This window comes from Sphaerisporangium sp. NPDC049457 (genome assembly GCF_055586705.1).
Map to the genome: position 1 here is coordinate 90,016 of NZ_JBVJHR010000020.1, position 18,282 is coordinate 108,297.

An 18,282-nucleotide genomic window follows, 5' to 3' on the forward strand; every position below is an offset into this window, starting at 1 on the left:
CGGCGAAGGCCGGGCGCGCCGGCCTAAAGATGCTTGTAGACCTCGTCGAGCCCGATGCCCCGGGCGATCATGAGAACCTGGACGTGGTAGAGCAGCTGGGAGATCTCTTCCGCGGCCCGGTCGGTGGACTCGTGCTCCGCGGCCATCCAGCTCTCGGCGGCCTCCTCCACGACCTTCTTGCCGATGGCGTGGACACCGGCGTCCAGGGCCGCGACGGTGCCCGACCCGGCGGGACGGGTGCGCGCCTTGTCCGACAGCTCGGCGAACAGCTCTTCGAAGGTCTTCATGGTCTCTCTCACGTCGGTGTGCCTGCTCGTCAAGAGTAGTCGGCGGCGGACGCTCGACGCGCTAACCACCCGCCCGTCCGACCGGCGCGTCACACCGGCGGCGCTGTGAGCGCCGTTCCGTGCGAGGCCGGCCAGGCCGTCACCGGGCCTCGTTCACGCAGCGCAGCACCGGGTGGCGGGTCAGCCCCGCCAGGTCGAGCCCGCCAGGGAAGCGCACGGTGAACGTCGCGCTCTCGCCCGGCAGCAGCGTGTGGAGCATGTCGTCCACCTCGGCGTCCGGGGCGAGCCGGTCGGGGAACAGCGCCAGCTCGCGCACCAGCGTGCGGGCCGTGACGGTGACGCGCGCGCCGCCGGGCACGGGCTCGGCCGCCGCGTCGAAGTCCGCCTCGGGGAAGGCGACCTCGGGGTCCTCGGCGAAGAACCGCAGCGCGCTTCGCCCGTCCAGGCGCGCCGTCAGCAGTTCCTTGGCCGGGTCGCCGGGAACGGCGAGCGCCTCGGGGAGCGGCACGGGCAGGGTGGCGCGGGCCGCCACCACGACGGGGAAGCGCTCTTCGGCGAGCGGCTCCCCGTCCAGGCCGCGCCGCGCCACCGCCAGCTCGCCGGCCCATTCGCGGGGGCCGTCGTTGATCACGACCACGGCGCCGTCCTGGAAGGTCAGCAGACGGTCGGCGTAGGCCCGCCGCAGCGCGTACCACAGGGGCTTGCGGCGCCCGTCCCCGTCCACCGCGGCCCAGGAGATCACCGGCCAGCAGTCGTTGAGCTGCCAGACGACCGTCCCCATGCAGTGCGGCGCCTGCGACCGGAAGCGCTCGATCGCGAAGGCGATCGCGCGGGCCTGGTTGAGCTGAGTGAAGTAGTGCCAGTCGTCGAACGACCGCGGCGCCGGCAGGTGGCCGCCGAGGCCGCGCATCAGCTTGCCGTTGCCGTCGGCGGCCTTCTGGTGGTGGGCGAGCCCCGGCGAGTCGGCGGCCGGCGGGTCGTCGCTGAGGGCGCGGCGCAGCATGGCGTAGGCGGGCGGCCCCTGGAAGCCGAACTCGGCGACGAAGCGCGGCCGGTAGGCGCCGTACCGCAGGTAGTCCTCGCGGTTCCAGACGTCCCAGATGTGGACGGTGCCGCGGCCGGGGTCGTTGGGCGGCAGGCCGGGGGCTCCGGAGTAGGGGCTGCCGGCCCAGTAGGGACGGGTCGGGTCCAGCTCGGCCACCAGCCGGGGCAGCAGGTCGTAGTAGAAGCCCGCGCCCCAGGTGCGGCCGGCGAGGGCGTCCTGCCAGCCCCAGTCGGCGAAGCCCTCGAGGTTCTCGTTGTTGCCGTTCCACAGCACCAGGCTCGGGTGGGGCGCGAGGCGCACGATGTTGTCGCGGGCCTCGGCCTCGACCTCGGAGGCGAACGGCTCCTCCTCGGGGTAGGCGGCGCAGGCGAAGGGGAAGTCCTGCCAGACCAGCAGGCCGCGCCGGTCGCACAGGTCGTAGAAGTCGTCGCTCTCGTACAGCCCGCCGCCCCAGACGCGCAGCAGGTTGAGGCCGGCCTCGCACGCCTGGTCCAGGCGCCGCGCGAGGCGTTCGCGGGTGATCCGTGCGGGGAAGCAGTCGTCGGGGATCCAGTTGGCCCCCCGGGCGAACAGCGGGACGTCGTTGACGACGATCGTGAAGCCGTCGCCGGAGCGGTCCAGCCGCACGGCGCGGAAGCCCACGTCCCTGCTCCAGGCGTCCAGCGGCGTCGCCGTGCCGCGTCCGGCCGCGGGCTCCGGCGTGCCGCCTGCGGCCAGGCGCACCTCCAGCGGGTACAGCGGCTGGTCGCCGAAGCCGCGAGGCCACCACAGCTCCGCCGCGGGCACCCGCAGGGTGAGCACCGCCTCGCACTCCCCGGGCGCGAGGTACGCCCGCGCCTCGGCACCGGCCACCGTCGCGGTCACCGTGAGCGGCCCGCCGGAGGACTGCCCCGCCGCCCGCTCGACCCGCACGTGCGCCTCGGCCCGGCCCTCGCCGCCCTCGGCGGTGACCAGCGGCCGCACCGCGGCCAGGCGCGCGCCGTCCCAGGCGTGCAGGCCGATGGCCCGCCAGATGCCGGAGGTCACCAGGGTGGGGCCCCAGTCCCAGCCGAAGTTGCAGGCCATCTTGCGGATGAACTGGTACGGCTCGTCGTACGCGCCGGGACGCCCGCCCAGCCGCGCCCGCTGCTCCTCGGCGTAGGCGTACGGGGAGGCGAACACCACCCGCAGCGTGTTCTCGCCCTCGCGCAGCAGCTCGCGCACGGGGAAGCGGTAGGACCGGTGCATGTTCGCCGTGGTCGCCACCTCGGCGCCGTTGAGCGACACGGTGGCGACGGTGTCCAGCCCGTCGCAGACCAGGTCCACCCGCTCGGCGTCCTCCTCGGCGCGCCAGGTGAAGGTCGTCTCGTAGGCCCAGGCGGTGCGGCCGATCCAGGTGAGCCGGCTCTCGTTGTCGTCCAGGTACGGATCGTCGATGAGACCGGCCGCGAGCAGGTCGGTGTGCACACAGCCGGGGACGGCCGCGGGGATGCCGGCGATGCCCACCTCGTCCGATACGGCGGTCAGGGTCCAGCCGTCGTGCAGCGGACGGTACATGCTCAAGTGCTCTCTCCTCGCAGAGATCGGTCATGCGGCCGGACGGCGCGTATCGCGGGCGGGGCGCTTCCGGCACAGCGGGCACCGCCGTGGGCGCGCGAGCCGGCAGTGGATCAGCTGAACCGGATAAGCAACGTGAAACTACGACTCGCCCGTCAGTGGTGTCAACGAGCGGCCGTGCCCGTGTCCCACCCTCGAACGCCGCGGCCCGCCCCGGTCCAGCGCGGCGCCGGCGCCCTGAGCGGACCGGCGCGATCAGCTCGTTCCACCAGGATAGACGCGTAGTAAGGTACCTGCAGACGCGGTTGGTCTAGACCGGTTCAGCAAGGGAGCCGCTGTGAAACGTCCCACGATCGCCGACATCGCGCGGCAGGCAGGGGTCTCCAAAGGAGCGGTGTCCTACGCCCTGAACGGGCAGCCCGGGGTGTCGGCCTCCACGCGGGCGCGCATCCTGGCCATCGCCGACGAGATCGGCTGGCGTCCCAACAGCGCCGCCCGCGCCCTGAACGGCGCCAGGGCCAACACCGTCGGCCTCGCCCTGTGCCGGCCGGCGCGCTTCTTGGGCGTGGAGCCGTTCTTCATGGAGCTCATCAGCGGCATCGAGGGCGAGCTGTCGGCCCGGTCGTACGCGCTGATGCTCCAGGTGGTCACCGACCACGACGAGGAGGTCGCGGTCTACCGCCGCTGGTGGGGCGAGGGCCGCGTCGACGGCGCCATCGTGGTCGACCTGCACACCGGCGACCCGCGGGTCGGCGAGGTCGAGTCGATGGGCATGCCGGTCGTGGTGCTCGGGCACCCCTCCGGCTCGGGCTCGCTGCTGCCCGTGTGGTCCGATGACGGCGCCGCCGTCCGCGAGACCGTCGAGTACCTCGCGGCGCTCGGCCACCGCCGCGTCGCCCGGGTCGCCGGCCTGCCCAGGCTGCTGCACACCGTGCTGCGCGACGAGGCGTTCGGCGCCACCTGCGCGAACCTGGGCATCACCGAGGCCGTCACCGTGCACACCGACTACACCGGCGAGGAAGGCGCCCGCGCGACCCGCAGGCTGCTCAGCTCCGCCGCGCGGCCGACCGCCGTCGTCTACGACAACGACATCATGGCGGTGGCCGGACTGTCGGTGGCCCAGGAGATGCGCCTGGACGTCCCGGGCGACCTGTCGATCGTCGCCTGGGACGACTCCCCGCTCTGCCAGGTGGTCCGGCCCCCGCTCACCGCGCTGACCCGCGACATCCCCGCCTACGGCGCGCAGGCCGCCCGCCGGCTGCTCTCGCTCATAGCGGGCGAGCACGTCACCGGTCACGAGGACCGGTCCGCCCGCCTGACCACCCGCGGCAGCACCGCTCCCCCGGCCTAGTGCGGTGACCGATCACCTTCGCCGGCTGTGCGTCCTCCCGTCCGTCCGATGGACTCACCCATCGGCTCCGCGTCGGCGGGACGGTGGACGGCGAATGCCGGCGCCGCCCTACGGCGGGGACCGGCGAACCACTCCAGTCATCGCGCTAGAACATCCCTTGTCCTGACATAACGTCACACACGGCCCACCGTCCGATGCACCTGTTCGACCGCCGCGTCCACATATGCCTGATCGATGTGATTGCCGCGACTGTCGTATATCTCCTCAGCCTCGAAATCGACGTCGAAGGCGTCGTCCAAGACGAGTTCGAGATCATCGGGAGGCCAGTGGCCATGGTATTCGGTCATCGCATGCTCCTCCTGAGTGCGGCAGGCATGACATGGATCACCAAAAGACGCTTCTCGGTCTGCGCGATTCGAGAGGTGCAAGCGCTTCGCAGTCATCCGTTCACGGTCGGTTCATGGTATGGGTTCGACCGGGCCTGAGGAAATGACAAAGGCGCACCCAGGGTGTGGGTGCGCCTTTGGGGGTGGGTCAGCGGGGGGTGCGGCCTGGGGTGTGGTCGCGGCGGTCGGTGGTGGAGCGGCGGGAGCCGCCGCGGGCGTCGCGCGCGGGACGCTCGCCCTGGTAGCCGCGCGAAGGACGCTCACCCTGGTAGCCGCGCGCGGGACGCTCGCCCTGGTGGCCGGCGCCCGGACGCTCGCCGCGCGGGCCGCCGTCGCGGCGGTCGCCGTCCTCGCGGGACCGGTCGTGGAAGCGGCGCGGGCGGCGGTCGCCGCCGCCGTGGCCGCCCTCGCGGCGCGGGCGCTTGGCGGCAGCGGGAGCCGGCTCCCAGACCGGGACCTCGACGCCGCTCGGCTGCTGCGCGCCGGCCACCTCGGCCAGGCGCGGGTGCCCCGGCGTGGCCTTCAGGCGGAACGGCTGGACGCCCGCGCGGCGGGTCATCGTCTCGGTGGAGCGGCGCTCGTTCGGCAGCACGAGGGTCATGACCGTGCCACGCTCGCCGGCGCGGGCCGTGCGGCCGCCCCGGTGCAGGTAGCTCTTGTGGTCCATCGGCGGGTCCACGTGCAGGACGAGGCTGACGTCGTCCACGTGGATGCCGCGGGCGGCGACGTCGGTGCAGACAAGCACGCCGATGGTGCCCTCGCGGAACTCGGCGAGGATGCGGGTGCGCTGGTTCTGCCGCTTGCCGCCGTGCAGGCCGCCGGCGCGGACGCCGACCCTGGCGAGCTGCTTGACCAGCCGGTCGACGCCGTGCTGCGTGCGCATGAACATGATCGTCCGGCCCTCGCGGTTGGCGATCTCGGCGGTGACGGCGAACTTGTCGTCCCGGGTGACCTGGAGCACGTGGTGCTCCATGGTCTCCACCGGCGAGGTCGCCGGGGCCAGGGAGTGCGTCACCGGGTCCTTCAGGAAACGGCGGACGAGCTTGTCGACGTCCCCGTCGAGGGTGGCGGAGAACAGCAGCCGCTGGCCGTCCGAGGGGGTCTGCTCGAGCAGGGCGCTGACCACAGGGAAGAAGCCGAGGTCGCACATGTGGTCGGCCTCGTCGATCACCGTCACCCGCACGTCCTGCAGCGAGCACTCGCCCTGCTGGATCAGGTCGGTGAGCCGCCCGGGGGTGGCGACGACGATCTCGACGCCGCGCCGCAGCGCCTCGATCTGCCGGCCCATGGACATGCCGCCGACGACGGTCTTCATCCGCAGGGACAGGCCCCGGCCGAGCGGCTCAAGGGCGTCGGTCACCTGCATCGCGAGCTCGCGGGTGGGGACGAGGACGACGGCGAGCGGGCGGCGCGGGGCGGCCTTGACGCCGGCCACCAGGGTCATGGTCGGCAGGCCGAAGGCCAGGGTCTTGCCCGAGCCGGTCTGGCCGCGGCCGAGCACATGGCGGCCGGACAGGATGTCGGGGATGGTGGCCCGCTGGATGGGGAACGGGCTGGTGATGCCCTGCCGGGCCAGCGCGGCGATCAGCGGCTTGGGCAGGCCGAGCAGGGAGAACTCCTGCGGCGCGACGGAGGCGTCACCGGAGGCGGCCTCCGGGCGGGACTCGGCGGGGGCCGAGGACGCGGAGCCCGTCGGGCTGGACACCGCCTGCGCGGGACGCGCGACCGGCGCGTCCTGGTCGTGCCCCGCGCCGGTCAGGGCGTCAGCGGGCATGGCGGTGTTGATGATGGTCACGATTGGTCGTGCCTTTCGTCGAAGAAACATGGCGCGTCACTTCTGCGAAAGGACGAGCCGGGGCGTGCGGCCCTCGCCGCACTCGAACACGGGGCACCCGGAAGGATGCTGAAAGCGGTGCGCTCATCGCGACACGCGAGCACCACTCGAACGGTGGGCGGACTGAAGTCTAGCCCATCCTTGTCCATCAGCGATCAACCGGGTACGGCCGGACCTCCGCGACAGGGCGCGGAGCGCGGCCGTACCGGGGTCGCACATGAGCCGGGAGAGACGTCCTTGGCGGAGGTCACACGCAGATCCCGGCGGTGGAACGCCGTCCCGGTGAGGACCGGGACGCTTGCCGATCAGACGTTGAAACCGAGCATGCGAAGCTGCTCGCGACCGTCGTCGGTGATCTTGTCCGGCCCCCACGGAGGCAGCCAGACCCAGTTGATCTTCACATCGGAGACCATGCCGTCGAGGGCGGAGTGCGCCTGCTCCTCGATGACGTCGGTGAGCGGGCAGGCCGCGCTGGTGAGCGTCATGTCGAGGGTGGCGACCGGCGCCGCGCCCGGCTCGCCCTCGTCGAGGTTCACGCCGTAGATCAGGCCGAGGTCGACCACGTTGATCCCCAGCTCGGGGTCGACGACGTCCTTGAGGGCTTCGAGCACCTCTTCCAGGGTCGTCTCACCGTCGAACCCGGTCGTGCTCCCACCGGTCGGGGTCTCCACGGGCTTGCTCACGCCGCCTCCTCGCCTTGCCGCACACATGCGGCCCCACGCGCGGGGCCGTCGAACTCAACAAACCGCACAACGCCGCTCATGCCGAGCTCCTCGCCACAGCGTCCTTGTAGGCCATCCAGGCGAGCAGGGCGCACTTCACCCTGGCCGGGAACCTGGCCACCCCCGCGAACGCCACGGCGTCACCCAGCACGTCCTCGTCGGGCTCGATCTGGCCGCGGCCCTGCATGAGCCGGGTGAACTCGTCCACGACCGACAACGAGTGGTCAACGGTGGAACCGGTGGCCAGCTCGTGCAGGACGGAGGCGGCGGCCTGGCTGATCGAGCACCCCTGGCCGTCGTAGGAGACGTCCTCGACCTTGCCGCCGTCACCCAGCTTGACCCGCATCGTCACCTCGTCGCCACACGTGGGGTTCACGTGGTGCACCTCGGCGTCGTACGGATCGCGCAGGCCACGGCCCTGCGGATGCTTGTAGTGCTCCAGGATCAACTCTTGGTACAGCGACTCGGCGATCATCTCTTATCCGAACACCTTCTGGACGTAATGGAGGCCCCGGACCAGCGCGTCGATCTCGTCCGTGGTGTTGTACAGATAGAAAGACGCCCGAGTCGTCGCCGGTATTCCGAAGCGCAAATGCAGCGGGCGGGCGCAATGATGCCCGACACGCACGGCGACGCCGAATTGGTCATCCAATATCTGCCCCACATCGTGGGGATGAATGCCCGGAATGGTGAACGACAGCAGCCCCCCGCGGTCTTCGGCCGTGGTGGGCCCGATGATGCGCAGGCCCGGGACCTCGGACAACGCCTTCAGACCGTACACGGTGAGCTCGTGCTCGTGGCGGCGGACGTCGTCCATGCCGACCGCGGTGAGATAATCGACGGCCGCGCCGAGCCCGATCGCCTCGACGATGGGTGGGGTGCCGGCCTCGAATTTGTGGGGTACCGGAGCGAAAGTCGAGTGGTCCATCCAGACCGCCTCGATCATCTCGCCGCCGCCGAGGAAGGGCGGCATGGCGGAAAGCAGGTCGTACCGGCCCCACAGCACGCCGATGCCGGACGGGCCGGCCATCTTGTGCCCGGTGAAGGCGACGAAGTCGACGCCGAGCGCCGCCACGTCGACCGCGCGGTGCGGCGCCGACTGGGAGGCGTCGAGCATCATCAGCGCGCCCACCTGGCGGACCCTGGCCAGGACGGTGTCGACCGGGTTGACGGTGCCGAGGACGTTGGACTGGTGCACGATCGACACGATCTTCGTGCGCTCGTTGACCAGCTCCTCCAGCCCCGACAGGTCGAGGCGGCCCTCGTCGGTCACCGGGAACCAGCGCAGCGTCGCGCCGGTGCGCTGCGCGAGCAGCTGCCAGGGCACGATGTTGGAGTGGTGCTCCATCTCGGAGATGACGATCTCGTCGCCCGGGCCCATGCGGAACCGGTCGTCCTGGCAGGTGGGGTTGCCGAAGGAGTACGCCACCAGGTTGAGCGCCTCGGAGGCGTTCTTGGTGAAGATCACCTCGTCGCGGCCGGGCGCGCCGATGAAGGCGGCGACCTTGTCGCGGGCGCCCTCGTAGGCCTCGGTCGACTCGCTGCCGAGCGTGTGCAGGGCGCGCCCGACGTTGCTGTAGTGCTGTTCCATGTGCTCGCGCATGGTCGCGATGACCTGCGCAGGCTTTTGGGAGGAGTTGCCCGAGTCGAGGTAGACCAGCGGCCTCCCCCCGGGCAGCTCGCGCGACAGGATCGGGAAGTCCTTCCGGATCCTGTCCACGTCGAACATGCCGTTTGTCATGCGGTCGCCTTCGTGTAGCGCTCGTAGCCCTCGGCCTCGAGCTTGTCGGCCAGCTCCGGTCCGCCCTCTTCGACGACCCGGCCGTTCGCGAAGACGTGGACGAAGTCCGGCTTCACGTAGCGCAGGATGCGGGTGTAGTGGGTGATGAGCAGCACGCCGGTGTCGCCGGCCGCGCCGAAGCGGTTGACGCCCTCGGAGACGACGCGCAGCGCGTCGACGTCCAGGCCCGAGTCGGTCTCGTCGAGGATGGCGATCTTCGGCTTGAGCAGTTCGAGCTGGAGGATCTCGTGGCGCTTCTTCTCGCCGCCGGAGAAGCCCTCGTTGAGGTTGCGCTGGGCGAAGGCGGGGTCGATGGACAGGGCGTCCATGCCGGCCTTGAGCTCTTTGGTGAACACCCGCAGCTTGGGCGCCTCGCCGCGGACGGCGGTGACGGCGCTGCGCAGGAAGTTCGACACCGAGACGCCGGGCACCTCGACGGGGTACTGCATGGCCAGGAACAGCCCGGCGCGGGCGCGCTCGTCCACCGTGAGTGACAGCACGTCCTCGCCGTCGAGGGTGACCGCGCCGGAGGTGATGGTGTACTTCGGGTGACCGGCGATGGCGTAGGCGAGCGTCGACTTGCCCGACCCGTTGGGGCCCATGAGGGCGTGGACCTCCCCCGCGCGGACGGTCAGGTCGACGCCGCGCAGGATCTCCTTGTCATCCACGGCGACGTGCAGGTCACGAATTTCCAGGGTGGACACTTAAGACTCCCCATTTTCAGCATGGTCGGCGCTGTCGAGCGAGACGAGCACGTCGTCGCCTTCGAGCTTCACTCGGTAGACAGGGACGGGCCGCACCGCGGGCGGCCCGGTCGGCTTGCCGCTGCGCACGTCGAAGCACGACCCGTGCAGCCAGCACTCCAGGGTGCCGTCGTAGACGTCGCCCTCGCTGAGGCGCACCTCGGCGTGCGAGCAGACGTCGTACAGGGCGAACACCTCGCCGTCCTTGCGGACCAGCGCGACCGGCGTGCCCTCCACCTCGACGCCGACGACCCCGCCGTCGGGGATGTCGGAGATGGCGCAGGCCTTGATGAACGTCATGAGCCGAGCTCCGCCTCCACCGCCGCCAGCACGCGCTCGCGGATCTCCTCCACCTCGATGCGCTGGATGAGCTGGGCGAAGAACCCGCGGATGACCAGGCGGCGCGCCTGGTCGAAGGGAATGCCGCGCGCCTGCAGGTAGAACAGGTGCTCGTCGTCCAGGCGGCCGGACGCCGAGGCGTGGCCGGCGCCGGCGACCTCGCCGGTGAGGATCTCGAGGTTCGGCACGGAGTCGGCGCGGGCGCCGTCGGTGAGGATGAGGTTGCGGTTGAGCTCGTAGGTGTCGGTGCCGGTCGCCTCGACGCGGATGATCACGTCGCCGATCCACACGGCGTGCGCGTCGTCGCCCTGGAGGGCTCCGCGGTAGTCGACGTTGCTGCGGCAGTCGGGCACGCTGTGGTCGACCAGCAGGCGGTGCTCGATGTGCTGGCCGGCGTCCACGAAGTACAGCCCGCTCAGGTCGGCGTCGGCGCCGCGGCCGGTGTAGGACACCGACGGCGACAGGCGCACCAGGTCGCCGCCGAGGGTGACCACGAAGCTCTTGAACGTGGCGTCCTTGCCCAGGTGGGCGTGGTGCTGCGAGACGTGGACGGCGTCGTCGGCCCAGTCCTGCAGGCTGACGACCTTCAGCGTGGCGCCGTCGCCGACGACGAACTCGACGTTGTCGGCGTACACCGCGCTGCCCTGGTGGTCGAGCACGACCACGGCCTCGGCGAGCGGCTCGACGGCGACCACGATGTGGCCGTACACCGCGCCGCCGCCCTCGCCGCGCAGGTTGACCACGGTCTGCCTGGAGGCGACGACCTCCTTCGGCACCGTGATCACGGTGGCCTTCTCGAACGAGGTGAACGCCTGGACGCTGACCCGGTCGGTGGGCGTGTACGCCTTGCCGATGCGGGGGTCGTCGCGGCCGACGGTCTCAACGGAGACCTCCGGCGCGGCGTCGACGTTGACCACGACGGTGCCGGAGCCGGCGGCGGTGCCGTCGTGCAGCCCGCGCAGCCGCGACAGCGGCGTGAAGCGCCAGGCCTCTTCGCGGCCGGTGGGGACCGGGAAATCCTCCAGGTCGTAGGAGGCCTTGCCGCGCAGGGTCGACAGTGGCTTGGAGTCCAAACCCATGGTCAGCCCACCGCTCCTTCCATCTGCAGTTCGATCAGCCGGTTGAGCTCCAGGGCGTACTCCATGGGCAGCTCGCGCGCGATCGGCTCGACGAAGCCGCGCACGATCATCGCCATGGCCTCGTCCTCGTTGAGGCCGCGGCTCATCAGGTAGAAGAGCTGGTCCTCGGAGACCTTGGAGACCGTCGCCTCGTGCCCCATGGAGACGTCGTCCTCGCGGACGTCGACGTAGGGGTAGGTGTCGGACCGGCTGATCTGGTCGATCAGCAGGGCGTCGCACTTGACGGTGGAGGCCGAGCCGGCCGCGCCCTCCTCGATCTGCACCAGGCCGCGGTAGGAGGTGCGGCCGCCGCCCCGGGCGACCGACTTGGAGACGATCGTCGAGGAGGTCTTGGGCGCCAGGTGCACCATCTTGGCGCCGGCGTCCTGGTGCTGGCCCTCGCCGGCGAAGGCGACGCTCAGCGTCTCGCCCTTGGCGTGCTCGCCCATGAGGTAGACGGCGGGGTACTTCATCGTGACCTTGGAGCCGATGTTGCCGTCGATCCACTCCATGGTGGCGCCCTCGTAGGCGACGGCGCGCTTGGTGACCAGGTTGTAGACGTTGTTCGACCAGTTCTGGATGGTCGTGTAGCGGCAGCGGGCGTTCTTCTTCACGATGATCTCGACGACGGCGCTGTGCAGCGAGTCGGAGGAGTAGATCGGCGCCGTGCAGCCCTCGACGTAGTGCACGTAGGAGCCCTCGTCGACGATGATCAGCGTGCGCTCGAACTGGCCCATGTTCTCGGTGTTGATCCGGAAGTAGGCCTGGAGCGGGATCTCGACGTTGACGTTCGGCGGCACGTAGATGAAGGAGCCGCCCGACCACACCGCGGTGTTCAGCGAGGCGAACTTGTTGTCGCCGACCGGGATGACCGACCCGAAGTACTCCTTGAAGATCTCGGGGTGCTCCTTGAGGCCGGTGTCGGTGTCGAGGAAGATGACGCCCTTCTCCTCGAGGTCCTCACGGATCTTGTGGTAGACGACCTCGGACTCGTACTGCGCGGCGACGCCGGCCACCAGGCGCTGCTTCTCGGCCTCGGGGATGCCGAGCTTGTCATAGGTGTTCTTGATGTCCGCCGGCAGCTCGTCCCAGGAGGCGGCCTGCTTCTCGGTGGAGCGGACGAAGTACTTGATGTTGTCAAAGTCGATGCCGGAGAGGTCGGACCCCCAGTTGGGCATGGGCTTCTTGCCGAACAGCCGAAGACCCTTCAGGCGCAGGTCGAGCATCCACTCGGGCTCGTTCTTCAGCGCGGAGATGTTGCGCACGACCTCTTCGGACAGGCCGCGGCGCGCGGTCGCGCCGGCCACGTCGGCGTCGGCCCAGCCGAACTTGTAATTCCCGAGGCCTTCAAGCTCCGGGCGGTCGGTGACAGTCACCTTCCGGTCTCCTTGCTCTCGATCGCGTTCCGCGAAGTGCTTATGGTCACGTCGCCGGAGCCGTCTGAGGTGTCTATGGTCGCGCTCCGCCGGGGGTTCACAGGTTGGTTGCGGTGGTCGGCCAGCGCCCTCGGGCTCACGTGGGTGGTGCACACCCCGTCGCCGTGGGCGATGGTCGCGAGGCGCTGGACGGGAGTGCCGAGCAGCTGGCCGAACGCCTCGGTCTCGGCCTCGCACAGCTGCGGGAACTCCGCAGCCACGTGCGCCACCGGGCAGTGGTGCTGGCACAGCTGCTCACCGCCCGACTTGGCCTGGCTGGCCGAGGCGGCGTAGCCGTCATCGGTCAGGGCCTCGGCCAGCACGCGCACCCGCTGGTCGGCCGGCACCTCGCGCATCGCCGGTGACAGCCGCTTGACCAGGCCCTCGACCTGGGACCTCGCGAACTCGGCCACGGCCTGCTCGCCCACCCGCTCGGCCAGGAAGCGCAGCGCGCTGCCGGCCAGGCCGTCGTAGGCGTGCACGAAGGCGCTGCGCCCCGCGTCAGTGATCACGAACAGCTTGGCGGGCCTGCCCCGCCCTCGCTGGCCGCGCGGACGCACCGTGCGGGGCTCTATCATGCCTTCGGCGAGCAGCGCGTCGAGGTGCCTGCGCACCGCCGCCGGCGTGAGCCCGAGCCGCTCGCCCAGAGCGGCGGCGTTGATCGGGCCGTGCTCCAGGATGAGCCGGGCGACGCGCGCGCGCGTGCCGCGCTCGGCGCCTTTCTCGGCGTTCGTCATCCCGGTCACGTTTTTCACAACATCAGTGTGCCGTAATTCCTTCCCGGCGTACAACCCGGCCTTCGTGGGTTGCATCACGCAGGTAAGCCTTACCTAAGCTGGGGAAACCTCAGGAGAAGGCGTCCGGGGGCGCAGCCCGAGGAAGGCCGCCAGGGCCGCCGCGGTCAGCACGACCATCGCCACCGCCATGGGGAGCGCCGAGCCGGTGCCGCCCAGGCCCACGAGCGGCGCGGCCACTCCGCCGAAGGCGAACTGCAGCAGGCCGAGCAGGGCGGAGGCGCTGCCCGCCACCTGCGGGGTCTGCCCCGCGAGCGCCAGCGCCCCCGAGCCGGGCAGCGACAGCCCGGCGCCGCACATCAGCGTGAACAGCGAGGCGACCACCGCGGGCAGGGGGAGGCCGGCGAGCACGGAGGCCACCAGGCCCGCCGCGCCCACCACGCCCAGCAGCAGCCCGGCGAGCACCAGCCGCGCCGGCGCGACGCGGCCGGCGGCCCGGCCGCCGAGCTGCGCCATGAGGGTCAGGCCGAAGGCGTTGCCGGCGAAGATGATCGAGAATCCGGTCGGGGAGACCCCGTAGATCTCCTGGAGCACGAAGGGCGACCCGGAGATGTAGGCGAACATGGCGGCGAAGCCGAACCCGGCCGCCATCGCCGCCGCCATGAACGACCGGTCGCGCAGCAGCACGCCGAACGTCGCCAGGGTGTGCCGCAGCCCGCCGCCTCCTCGCGCGCCGGCCGGCAGCGTCTCGCGCACGCCGCCGAGCACCGCGAGCAGCAGCGCCACCCCGGCGGCGCTGAGCGCGACGAACACCCCGCGCCAGGTGGTGACCTGGAGCAACTGGGCGCCGGCGATCGGGGCGAGGATGGGCGCCAGGCCGCTGACCAGCATCAGCGTGGCGAAGATGCGGGCGATCGCCGGCCCGTCGTACAGGTCGCGCACGATCGCCCGCACGATGACCAGCGCCGCGCCTCCGGCCAGGCCCTGCAGCAGGCGCAGCCCGGCCAGGGCCTCCACCGACGGCGCGAAGGCGCACAGCAGCGAGGCCACCGCGTAGGAGCCGACGCCGGCGATCAGCGGGACGCGCCGTCCCCGCGCGTCGCTCAGCGGCCCGGCGACGAGCTGGCCCACCGAGACCCCGACCAGGCACGCGGTGAGCGTGAGCTGCACCTGGGCCGCCCCGGTCAGCATCTCGCCGCGGATGGCGGGCAGCGCCGGGAGGTACATGTCGATGGACAGCGGGCCGATCGCCGACAGCGCGCCCAGGATGAGCAGGAGCGGCCCCCGCCCGCGCCCGGCGGCCGTGACCGCCGAGACGTCGCCCTGCACGGTTGTCGCGCTCATGCGGCCCCCTTCGTGAGCTGAGTTCCAAAACAGCCCACAGACGAGCCAAAAATTGCGCAACGTCCCTTACGCCGACTTAATTCCCGATCGACCGAAATCTTCCGCTACTCCTCATCGCGGACGCGGGGTCATGCCGTCCGTGCCCTCCTCTCATGCGACTTCGGGAACGCCCGTGCCGGGAACGCCCTCGCCTCACACATCGCTCCGCGCGGCGGCCGGCAGGGCCTGCTCGCACCAGATGGTCTTGCCGGAGGTGGTCTGCCTGGTCCCCCAGCCCTGGGTGAGCTGTGCGACCAGCAGCAGCCCGCGGCCCCCTTCGTCGAAGACCCGGGCTCGGCGCAGGTGGGGCGCGGTGCTGCTGCCGTCGGAGACCTCGCAGATCAGCGTGTTGCCGCGGATCAGCCGCAGCTGGATCGGGGAGGCCGCGTGGCGGATGGCGTTGGTGACCAGCTCGCTGACCACGAGCTCGGTGACGAACTCCATCTCGTCCAGGCCCCAGGCGCGCAGCTGGTCGATGGCCAGCCGGCGGGCGTACGAGACCAGCGCCGGGTCTGCGGGGACGTCCCACGTCGCGAACCGGTCCGGAGACAGCGCTCCGGTCCGCGCGAGAAGGAGGGCCGCGTCGTCGGCCGCGCGACGCCCGTCGAGCAACGCGCCCGTCACGACGTCGCAGGCGTCTTCGAGCGACGCCGCCGGCATCGCCAGGGCGCGGCGCAGCTCGGCGAGCCCTTGCTCGATGTCGCGGTCGCGGACCTCGACCAGGCCGTCGGTGAACAGGGCGATCACGCTGCCCGGGGTCAGATAGAGCTCGGTGGTCTCGAAGGGCAGGCCGCCGATGCCGAGGGGAGGGCCGACAGGCCCTTTCACCACCTCCGTGGCGCCGTCGGGCGTGAGCAGGACGGGCATGAGGTGACCGGCGGTTGCCATGGTGCAGCGCCGTGAGACCGGATCGTAGACGGCGTACACGCACGTGGCTCCGAGCTCACCGAAGACGGCCGCCTCGCCTTCGTCCGCGCCGGGCTGTTGCTCGCCGAGGAGGTGGATGACCAGGTCGTCCAGATGGGTGAGAAGCTCGTCGGGCGGCAGGTCGACGTCGGCCAGGGTGCGCACGGCGGTGCGCAGCCGCCCCATGGTGGCGGAGGCGTGGATGCCGTGGCCGACCACGTCCCCGACGACCAGGGCGACCCGGCAGCCGGACAGCGGGATCACGTCGAACCAGTCGCCCCCCACCCCTGCCTGCACACCCGCGGGCAGGTAACGGGAGGCGATCTCCACCGCCGGCCGGTCGGACATCCGCTGGGGCAGCAGGCTGCGCTGCAGGGTCAGCGCCGTGTCCCTCTCCTGGGTGTAGCGACGGGCGTTGTCGATGGCGACGCCGGTCTTGGCGACCAGCTCCGCCGCGTAGGACAGATCCTCCTCGTCGAACTCCTCGTGCGGATGGGAGCGCCAGAAGCTGACCACGCCCATCCGCATCCCGTGAGCGGACAGCGGGGTCGTGATCAGCGAGTGGCAGCCGCGATCGAGGATCCGCGCGGCCTCGGCCCCGTCCTGGGACCGCCACGCGGTGGAGGCCCGCAGATCGGGCTCGACCATGGTGATCCCGTATCGGAGGCTGCTCGCCTGAGGGGTGGACGGCCGCCAGGTGATCAGCGCGCCCGCCGGCTGGAAGGGAAGGACATCCCCGGTGCCTCCCCCGGCCACCCGGCACAGTTCTTCGCACTCGGCCGGAGGGTGCTCCTCACCTCGCTGGAGGGACACCGCCAGGTCCACGGTGACGAAGTCGGCGAACTCGGGGATCACCGCCTGCACCAGTTCCTCGGCGGTCCGCCCCACGTCGAGCGTGGTGCCCACCGCCGTGCCTGCCTCGTACAGCAGCTTGAGGCGCATGTGCGCCTCGTCCGCCAGCCTGCGGCTGTCCTCCAGTGAGCTGCCCATGTCGTTGAACGCGGCTTCGAGCGCCCCGATCTCGCCGGTCCCGGTCTCCGGCATGCGCGCCGACAGGTCTCCGTCGGCGAGCCTCGTGGCGACGGCGGCCGCCCGGCGCACCGGCCGGACGATCGCCCGGGTCAGATACCCGGTGTAACCGGCGATGAGAAGGACGGACGCCACCAGCCCGCCGGCCGCCGCCGCGGTCGCCCAGCGGACCTTGGCCTCGGCGGCCTCCTCCTGCGCCGCCAGTATGGACCGCGCCTCGTGCTCGAACCGGTCGAACTGGGCTCTGAAGTGGTCGACGCGCCGTTTCCCCTCCTCCGTCGTCGCCACGCTCCACGCGGAGGGATCCCCCCGCTTCGCCGCCTCGACCAGCGGGATCGAATAGTCCTGGAGGAAGGAATCTCCGTCACGGGCGATCGCGTCGGCCTGGCGCCGCAGCTCGGTCGTGCGGGCGAGGTCGACCACCTTCCGCGCCTCCCCGGGGAAGGCCTCCTTGGCGGTCTCCCACGGCTGGAGGAAGCGCTCCTGGCGGGTGATGAGGAAGCCGCGGGCTCCCGTCTCAAGGTCGAGAACGAGCTTTTCGAGGCCGTTCACCTCGACGAGCGTCACGCGGGTGTGTTCTCTGGCGTCCGTCGCGCGGAGCAGGTCGTTGATCGCCCAGAACGGCGCGCCGAAGACGAGCATCACCAGCATCGCGAGCACGCCGCTCGCGATGAGCATGAGGGGTGTCAGCCCTCTTCCGACACTGTGTCCCGATCGGGTTGTGCTCATGGTGGACCTTGCCGGTAGCCCCGCTACCAGGCGATTCTATCCTCGCGGCGCTACCTGCCCGTTCAGTGGAGATCCGTTCTCCCCGGACGAGGAGAGCGCCGGCCGGGCCGTGCCGGGAGGGCTCGGAGCCATGACGGCGAAGACCGCGCCCCGCGGGTCGGCGAGCACCGCCTGCCGCCCCGCGGGCAGGTCCCGCGGCTCGCTCACGACCGCGCCGCCGCAGCGTCCGGCGAGGACGGCGGTGGCCTCGCAGTCGGCCACCGCGAAGACCGCGAGCCAGTGCGGCGCGTCCGGCGAGGACGGCGCCTCGTTCGCGGTCCGCAGGCCGGCCACGGGTCTGCCGTCCAGCAGCCACTCGGCGCGGTCCCTGCACCCGGGGTCCGCCAGGCCGCGGGCGCTCCAGCCGAAGACCTCCCCGTAGAAGGCCCTCGCCCCCTCGGGGTCGCGGCAGGCCAGCTCGCTCCAGCAGAGCGCGACCGGTTCGTCCACGAGCTGCGCGCCGTGGTGCCGCACCGGCTCCCAGACCAGGAACGAGGCCCCCTCCGGGTCCTGGAAGACCGCCATGGTGCCCTCGTCGAACACCTGGACCGGCCCGACGGCGACCCGTCCCCCGGCCTCCTTCACCTTCTCGGTCGCCGACTCGGCGTCACCGGTGGCGAAGTAGGTGTGCCACGCCGACGGCCGGTCGGGGGCGAACGTCGGGCCGATCCCGGCCACGAGCTTGCCGCCCTGGGTGAAACGGCCGTACACCCCCGCCTCCCCGCAGGCGTCGAACACGGCCCGCCAGCCGAACAGCGCCTCGTAGAAGGCGACCGACGCGGCGAGGTCGGTGCTGGCCAGGTCGACCCAGCAGGGCACGCCGGGCTTGTAACCGGTACGCGTTGGCATGCCGGACCTCCTTGACGGCGGATGTTCACGCCCGAGCCGGCCGCCTGCGATCGCGCG

Annotated in this window: 16 protein-coding genes; 1 reads left to right on the top strand and 15 read right to left on the bottom strand. The window is 71.4% G+C overall.

The window, feature by feature from the left end:
- Positions 1-23 precede the first annotated feature (23 nt).
- Positions 24-287, bottom strand: a complete 264-nt coding sequence (locus ACZ6QO_RS28645; RefSeq protein WP_248961442.1) for a phosphoribosyl-ATP diphosphatase — start codon at positions 285-287, stop codon at positions 24-26.
- Positions 288-426: 139 nt separating this feature from the next.
- Positions 427-2,868 (bottom strand): glycoside hydrolase family 2 protein, encoded by a 2,442-nt coding sequence (locus ACZ6QO_RS28650; RefSeq protein ID WP_465855166.1) that lies wholly within the window; start codon positions 2,866-2,868, stop codon positions 427-429.
- 337 nt (positions 2,869-3,205) lie between these two features.
- On the opposite strand from ACZ6QO_RS28650, the gene ACZ6QO_RS28655 reads away from it, so the two are divergent.
- Positions 3,206-4,219 carry a LacI family DNA-binding transcriptional regulator gene (locus ACZ6QO_RS28655; RefSeq protein WP_465854986.1) on the top strand — a complete coding sequence of 338 codons (1,014 nt, stop codon included), beginning with the start codon at positions 3,206-3,208 and terminating at the stop codon, positions 4,217-4,219.
- 173 nt (positions 4,220-4,392) lie between these two features.
- Here ACZ6QO_RS28655 and ACZ6QO_RS28660 read toward each other — a convergent pair whose 3' ends face one another.
- From ACZ6QO_RS28660 to ACZ6QO_RS28720, 13 genes are all read right to left on the bottom strand, one after another.
- Positions 4,393-4,566 (bottom strand): hypothetical protein, encoded by a 174-nt coding sequence (locus tag ACZ6QO_RS28660; protein ID WP_465854988.1) that lies wholly within the window; start codon positions 4,564-4,566, stop codon positions 4,393-4,395.
- A 187-nt stretch (positions 4,567-4,753) separates the two neighbouring features.
- Entirely contained in the window at positions 4,754-6,400 is a 1,647-nt protein-coding gene (locus ACZ6QO_RS28665) for a DEAD/DEAH box helicase (protein ID WP_465854990.1), read from the bottom strand.
- A gap of 344 nt (positions 6,401-6,744) precedes the next feature.
- Positions 6,745-7,122 (bottom strand): metal-sulfur cluster assembly factor, encoded by a 378-nt coding sequence (locus ACZ6QO_RS28670; protein WP_465854992.1) that lies wholly within the window; start codon positions 7,120-7,122, stop codon positions 6,745-6,747.
- A gap of 76 nt (positions 7,123-7,198) precedes the next feature.
- Positions 7,199-7,636 (bottom strand): Fe-S cluster assembly sulfur transfer protein SufU, encoded by a 438-nt coding sequence (sufU, locus tag ACZ6QO_RS28675; RefSeq protein WP_465854994.1) that lies wholly within the window; start codon positions 7,634-7,636, stop codon positions 7,199-7,201.
- Positions 7,637-7,639: 3 nt separating this feature from the next.
- Positions 7,640-8,902: a cysteine desulfurase gene (locus ACZ6QO_RS28680; protein ID WP_465854996.1), complete on the bottom strand. Its 1,263-nt coding sequence runs from the start codon at positions 8,900-8,902 to the stop codon at positions 7,640-7,642.
- Positions 8,899-9,645 carry a Fe-S cluster assembly ATPase SufC gene (gene sufC / locus ACZ6QO_RS28685; protein WP_465854997.1) on the bottom strand — a complete coding sequence of 249 codons (747 nt, stop codon included), beginning with the start codon at positions 9,643-9,645 and terminating at the stop codon, positions 8,899-8,901. The genes ACZ6QO_RS28680 and sufC overlap by 4 nt, the downstream gene beginning before the upstream one ends.
- Entirely contained in the window at positions 9,646-9,984 is a 339-nt protein-coding gene (locus tag ACZ6QO_RS28690; protein ID WP_465854999.1) for a non-heme iron oxygenase ferredoxin subunit, read from the bottom strand.
- A complete protein-coding gene (sufD, locus tag ACZ6QO_RS28695; protein ID WP_465855001.1) occupies positions 9,981-11,102 on the bottom strand; it encodes a Fe-S cluster assembly protein SufD in 1,122 nt (373 codons plus the stop codon). Before sufD ends, ACZ6QO_RS28690 begins: the two co-directional genes overlap by 4 nt.
- Before the next feature lie 2 nt (positions 11,103-11,104).
- Positions 11,105-12,517 (bottom strand): Fe-S cluster assembly protein SufB, encoded by a 1,413-nt coding sequence (sufB, locus tag ACZ6QO_RS28700; RefSeq protein ID WP_465855003.1) that lies wholly within the window; start codon positions 12,515-12,517, stop codon positions 11,105-11,107.
- The gene (locus tag ACZ6QO_RS28705; RefSeq protein WP_465855168.1) at positions 12,514-13,293 is read right to left on the bottom strand and encodes a helix-turn-helix transcriptional regulator; all 780 of its coding nucleotides are present in this window, start codon (positions 13,291-13,293) and stop codon (positions 12,514-12,516) included. Before ACZ6QO_RS28705 ends, sufB begins: the two co-directional genes overlap by 4 nt.
- A gap of 93 nt (positions 13,294-13,386) precedes the next feature.
- Positions 13,387-14,634 (bottom strand): multidrug effflux MFS transporter, encoded by a 1,248-nt coding sequence (locus tag ACZ6QO_RS28710; RefSeq protein ID WP_465855005.1) that lies wholly within the window; start codon positions 14,632-14,634, stop codon positions 13,387-13,389.
- Positions 14,635-14,826: 192 nt separating this feature from the next.
- Positions 14,827-17,286, bottom strand: a complete 2,460-nt coding sequence (locus ACZ6QO_RS28715) for a SpoIIE family protein phosphatase (RefSeq protein WP_465855006.1) — start codon at positions 17,284-17,286, stop codon at positions 14,827-14,829.
- Positions 17,287-17,373: 87 nt separating this feature from the next.
- Positions 17,374-18,225, bottom strand: a complete 852-nt coding sequence (locus tag ACZ6QO_RS28720; RefSeq protein WP_465855008.1) for a VOC family protein — start codon at positions 18,223-18,225, stop codon at positions 17,374-17,376.
- Between the last annotated feature and the right edge of the window lie 57 nt (positions 18,226-18,282).